Annotated in this window: 7 protein-coding genes; 5 read left to right on the top strand and 2 right to left on the bottom strand. The window is 58.8% G+C overall.

Features of this window, described 5'->3' with window-relative positions; genetic code table 11:
* Both ABY948_RS10585 and ABY948_RS10580 read right to left on the bottom strand, forming a co-directional pair.
* Positions 1-396, bottom strand: a 396-nt coding sequence (locus ABY948_RS10585; RefSeq protein ID WP_461482505.1) for a toprim domain-containing protein, incomplete at its 3' end; no start/stop codon positions are given.
* Between the two features lie 116 nt (positions 397-512).
* Positions 513-1,037 carry a hypothetical protein gene (locus ABY948_RS10580; protein ID WP_461482504.1) on the bottom strand — a complete coding sequence of 175 codons (525 nt, stop codon included), beginning with the start codon at positions 1,035-1,037 and terminating at the stop codon, positions 513-515.
* Between the two features lie 55 nt (positions 1,038-1,092).
* On the opposite strand from ABY948_RS10580, the gene ABY948_RS10575 reads away from it, so the two are divergent.
* From ABY948_RS10575 to dmeF, 5 genes are all read left to right on the top strand, one after another.
* Positions 1,093-1,521 (top strand): universal stress protein, encoded by a 429-nt coding sequence (locus ABY948_RS10575; protein ID WP_461482503.1) that lies wholly within the window; start codon positions 1,093-1,095, stop codon positions 1,519-1,521.
* Positions 1,522-1,617: 96 nt separating this feature from the next.
* Positions 1,618-3,588 carry a transglycosylase SLT domain-containing protein gene (locus ABY948_RS10570; RefSeq protein WP_461482502.1) on the top strand — a complete coding sequence of 657 codons (1,971 nt, stop codon included), beginning with the start codon at positions 1,618-1,620 and terminating at the stop codon, positions 3,586-3,588.
* Positions 3,585-4,436, top strand: a complete 852-nt coding sequence (locus tag ABY948_RS10565; RefSeq protein WP_461482501.1) for a TatD family hydrolase — start codon at positions 3,585-3,587, stop codon at positions 4,434-4,436. Before ABY948_RS10570 ends, ABY948_RS10565 begins: the two co-directional genes overlap by 4 nt.
* 50 nt (positions 4,437-4,486) lie before the next feature.
* On the top strand, positions 4,487-5,062 hold the full coding sequence (locus ABY948_RS10560; RefSeq protein WP_461482500.1) for a Tll0287-like domain-containing protein: 576 nt from the start codon (positions 4,487-4,489) through the stop codon (positions 5,060-5,062).
* A 44-nt stretch (positions 5,063-5,106) separates the two neighbouring features.
* Positions 5,107-6,063, top strand: a complete 957-nt coding sequence (gene dmeF, locus ABY948_RS10555) for a CDF family Co(II)/Ni(II) efflux transporter DmeF (protein WP_461482499.1) — start codon at positions 5,107-5,109, stop codon at positions 6,061-6,063.
* Positions 6,064-6,212: the final 149 nt, after the last annotated feature.

The raw sequence follows: 6,212 nt of genomic DNA, 5'->3' as shown, positions 1-6,212 counted from the left end.
CCAGGCAATAGCCTCCCCCTCACGGTCAAGGTCCGTCGCCAGATAGATGCGGTCGGCGGTCTTGGCCAGCTTCTTGAGTTCGGCAACCACTTTTTCCTTGCCGGGGAGTATCTCGTAACGGGCCTTCCAGCCATTTTCAGGGTCAATACCCATGCGGCCGACCAGTTGCTCCCTGGTTTTGCGGGCGCGGTGGGCATCTTTTTCGTCCGCGGACATTTTTCGTGTTGCCGCGGCGGCCTTGGCGCGCTCTTTCGGGTCCACGGCCTTGCCGTTGCCGCCGGTGGGCAAATCGCGAATGTGGCCGACACTGGACTTCACAATGAAGTCGTCGCCTAAGTACTTGTTGATCGTTTTCGCCTTGGCGGGAGACTCCACGATAACGAGTGATTTGCCCATGAAACTATCGTTAACTCACTGAATTGGTTGAGTGGCACGCGCCGGCGTGGGGCCGACAGCGCTTTCCGAGGGGGCGAATATACATGCGCGGCCTGTGGGTCGGTCAAGGAAATTCTTCAATTTATTGACTTTTCGCTCCTGCCGGCGGATGGCCTGAGGACCTCTCGCAACGCAGTCAGCTGACTAGTTATAGCCTCGATATCCGCCAACTCGCCGCGCTCCTGCCAATAGATGGACAGTCCCGCTGCACTCGCTTCGAGCGCGCTGACCGAGGGCGGCAGCCCCTGTAGCGCCGCCCCGATGGCATCGTTGATAACGGGATTCGCTTCCCGCCCGAGCCACTGCCAGTCGCCCCAGGGAGACGGGTCCCCCCTTCGGGTCTGGTGCACCAGCATCCACTTTTCCATGCGCGGCAATGGCGACGACGCTGTTTTCGGCAACCAGGGCAAACTGTAACGGACATATTCCAGACGCCCTTCCCCTTCGCGGGCATCCGCTGGCCGCGCCAGCTTGACCTGAATGCCCGCACGGGCCGCCTGCTGGCGCATCGCTGTCACCAGCTTCTGCCTCGGGGTCTGCCGCAGCCACAACATGGGAGAAATAATAATGGCCAACACCAGCACTATTAACAAATAGGTCATTGTCTGCTACAACTCATACTATTAGAGATTGTTATGTGGCAACCGGAGTCGCCCTATGTCCGCTTACAAACATGTCCTGATTGGCCTGGATTTACAGCCAGAATCACAACAAGTGGTCGAGCGCGTCAAGTCTCTCTTCCCGGAAAGTTCGCTGCTGCGAACCCTGATGCACGTTCAGGAACCACTTTCCTTCGCCTACGGCGGTGATATTCCCATGGACCTCACCGAAGTGCAAAACCAGTTGGAAGAACAGGCGCGGGAGCGGCTCGCGGTCGTCGGCAAGGAGTTGGGAATCCCCCCGGAAAACCAGCACGTCATCATCGGCCAGCCCGCCCATGAAATGCACCGCTTTGCCTCCGATAATAATGTTGACCTGATTGTTGTCGGCAGTCACGGCCGCCACGGCCTCAGCTTGATTCTAGGCTCCACCGCCACAGGGGTTTTGCACGGTTCCCAGTGCGACGTGCTGGCCGTCAAAGTCTGAAAAAGGGAGCCTGGCTCCCTATCCAAGTCATCCTGATCTGTCTAACATAGACGCAACGCACTTCCACCCCGCAGCAATGGATAGACATCAACCACCATGGAGCCACGCCTCGGCATAAAAGCCTGCACAGTATCTGTCGCAGTGCTGATTACCCTGTTTTCCCACCTCACTTTTGCCAAAACCCCCAGTCTCGATGAACAGCGAGCCCTCTATCGGGAGGGGAAGATTGCCATTGCCAAAAACGACCGGGGCAATGTGCAGCGCATCCTCGGCGCCATTGGCGACTACCCTCTCAAACCCTATCTCGAATACCTGTGGCTCAGCGACCGGCTGCGGGGGGCGAACTACGGGGATGTGGACGATTTTCTCACTCGCAACGGGGACAGTTCCCTCGCCAACCGCATGCGTTACCGCTGGCTGGAAACTTTGCGTGCCCGCGACCGCTGGCAGGACTACCTCAAGTACTACGATCCGCGAACAGCCACGACGGAACAACAATGTTATTACCAGCTGGCCCGCATGCGCCACGGCGAACGGGATGCCGCCAGCGCCGCAGCGATCAAACTCTGGACGGTGGGCAAGTCGCAACCGAAGGGCTGTGACCGGTTATTTGACCAGTTGATTGCCAACCACCAGATTACCGAGGATATCGCCTGGCAGCGCTACACCGCCGCAGTGCTCAACCACCAGTATCAGCTCGCCCGCTATCTGCAGCGATTCTTCACCTCGGCAAAATACCAGCGGTTAGCCGCCAGCTTTTACCAGGTGGACAGTGATCATGCAAAAGTGGGCGACTACCAGCTCTTCATCCACCAGGGCAAATCCCTGGACGATGCCGAGATCCACAGCATTATCATTCACGGTCTCACCCACTTGGCCCGCGAGGATGCCACCACCGCGCTGAAACATTGGAACCGCTACCAGCAGATCCATCCCTTCACCGCGGAGCAGAAAACCCAGGTCATCGGTGAACTGGCGAAAGGGCTCTACCAACAGGCGCACCCCGAGGTGGCCGACCAGTACCTGATTGAAAACGTCGAGTTGATCGATCCCAGCCTGTTGGAGTGGCGTGCCCGCGAAGCGATCCGCCAGACCGACTGGCAACAGTTGCTGGCGTGGATTGGTTACATGCCTGCCTCCCTGAGCGAACAGGACCGCTGGCTCTACTGGCGTGCCAGGGGCAGCGAGCTCAGCCGCGCCAAAGGTGCCAAACCCAGCATCAAGTCCGCCTACCAGGTGCTCTCCCGCACCCGCAGTTTCTATGGTTTTATGGCCAGTGAATGGCTCGGTACCGACTATGCCATGGCGTTCCGTCAGGCCAGCGTGACCCAGGCTCAAATCGACGAATTGCAACGATTGCCCGGTTTGCGGCGCACCCGTGAATTGATCTACCAGGAAGACTACCTGTCAGCCAGGCGCGAGTGGTATTACACCAACCGTCATTTTAATGAACAGCAATGGATCGGCGCCGCGCTCATTGCCAGTCAATGGCAATGGCACAATGGCGCCATCACCAGCCTGATCAATGCCGGTTTCTGGGATGATATCAACCTGCGCTTTCCCATCGCCTTCAAACAGGCATTTGACAAGCAAGCCAGGGAAACCGGGGTACCGGTGCACCTGCTGTTTGCCGTGGCCCGCCAGGAAAGCGCCCTGGCCCAGGATGTCGTCTCCCCGGCTGGCGCACGGGGGTTGATGCAGTTGATGCCTGCCACGGCAGAACAGACCGCCAGAAAAAATCATATTCACTACCGGGGCAGCAACGATCTGTTTGAACCGGAAATCAATATTACCCTCGGCAGTCGCTACTATCGGGAAATGCTGGCGCGCTTTGGCAACAACCGGATTCTCGCCACTGCCGCCTACAATGCCGGCCCCAGCCGGGTCGATCGCTGGTTGCAGGACTCTGAGGGAAAATTGCCGTTTGACGCCTGGATCGAGACCATCCCCTTCCGGGAAACCCGCGGCTATGTGCAAAATGTCCTGGCGTTCTCGATGATTTACGCCCACCACCTGGAGAGCAAGGAGCGGATTCTCACAAAACAGGAAAAACAGCGCAGCCTATGACCGTCGCCGAACCCTCTCTGGAAGCATTGGTCGATATCGGGGTTAACCTCGGCAACAAAGCCTTTCGCGATGACCTGCCAGCGATCCTGCAGCGCGCCCTGGATGCCGGTGTCACGCGCCTGATTGTCACCGGCACCAGTGAAGCGGAGACGGTGCATGCTCAAGAACTATGCGGACAATTCGCGGCTGACTTTCCCGGCATGCTCTACAGCACCTGTGGCGTCCATCCCCATGATGCAAAAACATTTACCACCAGTACTGCGGCCACTCTCCACTCGCTGGCCGCTGAACCCTCGGTGGTTGCCATTGGCGAAACAGGGCTGGATTTCAACCGCAACTTCTCCTCGCCCGCCGACCAGGAAAGGGCTTTCGAGGCACAACTGGAACTGGCCGCCGAATTGCAGCTCCCCGTCTTCATGCACGAACGGGATGCCCACCAGCGCCAATTTGAAATTCTCCGGCAATACCGGGATCACCTGGCAGATGGCGTGATTCACTGTTTTACCGGCGACCGCACTGCGCTGTTCAACTACCTGGACCTGGATCTCCATATTGGCATCACCGGCTGGATTTGCGATGAACGGCGCGGCCAGTCGCTGCGAACACTGGTGAACAGCATTCCCCTCGAGCGACTGATGCTGGAAACAGACGCACCCTACCTGCTGCCGCGCACCCTGGAACAGAAACCCAAGAACCGTCGCAATGAGCCCGCCTACCTGCCCTGGATCCTGGCGGAAGTGGCCCGCTGCCGCGATGAACAGGAAGCGGACATTGCCCGCCAGACCACCCTGAATGCCTGTACTTTTTTTCGACGCATCAAGGCAGAAAACGGCATACCCCGTTCGTAGTGGCCATGCTTGCGACACTGCCCGCACCCGCAATGAAAAGGAAGAGCGCGATGAAGGCCAAAATCGGCTATCTATCCCTACTCCCGACGCTCCTGCTGGCGCTGCTGCTTCCCGGCCAGCTATGGGGCGGTGCGGATACCACAGATGCCCTGCAGCGGGAGGCAGAGGCAATCGTCAAGCAATTTGCCGGCACCTTGAAACCGCGACTGATGTCCGCCATACAGCAGGGTGGCCCGGTCAACGCGATCAGTGTCTGCGCCGAGACGGCACCGGCAATTGCACAACAGCTCAGTGACGCGAGCGGCTGGCAAGTGAAACGGGTCAGCCTGAGGGCGCGGAACCCGGGCGCCACGCCCGATGACTGGGAAAAAGCCATGCTGGAACAGTTCGATCAGCGCCGTGCCAGCGGAGAAGCCGTTACAGGTATCGACACGGCGGAGACAGTGGGCGGGTCTTTCCGCTACCTGAAAGCACAAGCCGTTGAACCACTGTGCCTGAGCTGTCATGGCACATCACTGGATTCCGCGGTGGAAAAAGCCCTGAAACAGTATTACCCCGACGATCGCGCCACCGGCTACCAGGCAGGGGAGGTACGCGGGGCATTCAGCCTGTCCCGCAAACTCTGAATACTGTATTTTCCCTTCCCACATGCTTGAAGGCGAATGAGACCATGCTCGACACCAAACTGGATGACTGGCAACACGACCACAATTTTTATGCTGCCAACGAACATGGCGAACGCCGCACCCGCTATGTGCTGCTACTGACGGCCATCACCATGGTGGCGGAAATCGCTGCCGGAACGGTATTCGGTTCCATGGCACTGCTGGCGGACGGCTGGCATATGGGCACCCACGTGGCCGCTTTCCTGATTGCGATCTTTGCCTACCGCTATGCCCGCAAGCACGCCAACAACCCCGATTACAGCTTTGGCACCGGCAAGGTCGGCGTGCTGGGAGGCTTCGCCAGCGCCGTGGCACTCGCCGCCGTGGCGCTGATGATGCTGATCGAGTCAGTGCAGCGCCTGCTGGTGCCACAGGAAATCCAGTTTAATGCCGCCATCGGCGTAGCCGTATTGGGGCTGCTGATCAATCTGCTCAGCGCCCTGCTTTTGCAGGATCACCACAGCCACCATCACGAGCACGAGCACCACCATCGCCGCGACCACAATCTTTATGCCGCCTATATGCATGTACTCGCCGATGCGCTGACCTCGGTACTGGCAATCACCGCGTTGCTGTGCGGCAAATACCTCAACTGGCAGTGGCTGGACCCGATGATGGGTATTGTCGGGGCAGTGATCATCAGTCGCTGGGCGCTGGGGCTGATTCGACAGTTCAGCCCCATTTTGCTGGACTGCGGCATGAACGAAGACGATCGGGACAAGATCCGCAGGTTAATCGAGCGGGATGGCGGGAACCAGGTCACAGATCTGCACACCTGGAAACTCAGCGAGCACCATTTTGCCGCTATGATTACCATCGTCAGCCGGCACCCGCTACCCAGCGAACACTACAAGGCGTTGCTGTCAGGTTTTCAGCAACTCGCCCACCTCACCATTGAGGTCAACCAGTATCGGGAGCGCCATCCCAGGTCATCGGCCGGGCGGCCCGCAACTAAAAATTAACCAATCAATTCGACTGATTCGAGGACTACACCATGCACAAGCACCCGGTAAAGGCACTGACATTCGCCCTGCTTCTCGGCGCCACCGGGCTGTCTGTCCCCAGCCAGGGACAGGCTGAACTCAGCCCTGCCGGGGAAGCGATGGCGGTG

The organism is Porticoccus sp. (assembly GCF_041592135.1).
Classification (GTDB): Bacteria; Pseudomonadota; Gammaproteobacteria; order Pseudomonadales; family Porticoccaceae; genus Porticoccus.
The sequence above is the reverse complement of the archived record's forward strand: the minus strand, read 5'-3'. Positions and strand labels throughout refer to the sequence as shown.